This is a genomic window from Arthrobacter sp. SPG23, assembly GCF_000876655.1.
Taxonomy (GTDB): domain Bacteria; phylum Actinomycetota; class Actinomycetes; order Actinomycetales; family Micrococcaceae; genus Arthrobacter.
Window position 1 is genome coordinate 1 of record NZ_JYCN01000033.1, and the last position, 1,295, is coordinate 1,295.

Below are 1,295 nucleotides of genomic sequence, written 5' to 3' on the forward strand. Positions count from 1 at the left end.
TTTTTCGTAGCCCAGTTCTGTTGCAGGATGTGGGTGTGCTTGCCTGACCGGGTCCGGCATGATTATCACGCTCTGTTGTTGGATGATCCTGAGAGTGTTGTCACCGGGTCCGGGCGGGTGGCAGGGTGACCGCTAATAGGGGCAGGACAGTTTAGGAACGTCGTGCGTAACGTGGGTGCGGGGCCCTGACACCGATGGTCAGGCTGGCACGGTAGTCAGTGTCCAGGACCGGAGGTGCGCCAGGTGATCAGGAACCACGAAAACGTTGAAGTGTTCATCGGATTGGATGTCGGCAAGGGTGAGCACCATGCTGTTGCCTTGGACCGGGCCGGGAAGAAGTTGCTGGACCGGGCCCTGCCCAACGACGAAACCCGGATCCGGGAGATCCTGGCCGAGCTTGAACACCACGGCCGGATCCTCCTGGTGGTCGATCAGCCCGCGACGATCGGCGCGCTCCCGGTTGCCGTTGCCCAGGCCGCAGGGACCCTGATCGGCTACCTTCCGGGTTTGGCGATGCGCCGGATCGCGGACCTGCACCCCGGGGAAGCCAAAACGGACGCCCGGGATGCGTTCATCATCGCCGACGCTGCCCGCTCCATGCCCCATACCCTGCGCTCGGTCCAGCTCGCCGACGAGCAGATCGCCGAGCTGAGCATGCTCTGCGGTTTCGATGATGACCTGGCCAAACAGGCCACCGCCACCTCGAACCGGATCCGTGGCCTGCTGACCCAGATCCACCCGGCACTCGAACGCGTCCTGGGACCCCGGCTGGACCACCCCGCGGTCCTGGATCTGCTGCGGACCTGGCCGACACCCGAAGCGCTTCGCCACGCAGGCCGGCGCCGGATCGGGAACCGGCTGACCAAACTCGCGCCCCGGATGGGCGAACGCCTCGCCGATGAAATCATCGAGGCCCTAAACCAACAGACCGTGACCGTGACCGGAACGAACGCCGCCACCATCGTCCTGCCGGAACTGGCGGGCATGCTCGCCAGGATCCACGAAGGCCGCGCCACTGTCTACACCCAGGTCGAAGCCCTCGTGGAGGCCCACCCTCTTCACCAGGTCCTGATGTCTTTGCCGGCCGTCGGCATCAGGACCGCAGCACGGATCCTCACCGAAGTCGCCGACAAAGACTTCCCCACCGCCGGGCACCTGGCCTCCTACGCCGGCCTGACACCGGTGACATGGCGCTCAGGGTCCTCCATCCGCGGCGACCGCGCCTCCCGAAGAGGCAACAAAGCCCTCAAACGCACTCTCTMTACCTTTCCGCGTTCGCGGCCCTCAAAGACCCG

The 1,295-nt window shown here is 65.4% G+C and carries 1 pseudogene; it reads left to right on the forward strand.

The features are described from left to right. Positions 1 to 243 precede the first annotated feature (243 nt). Positions 244 to 1,295: pseudogene (locus TV39_RS21220) on the forward strand (IS110 family transposase); the annotation flags it as partial.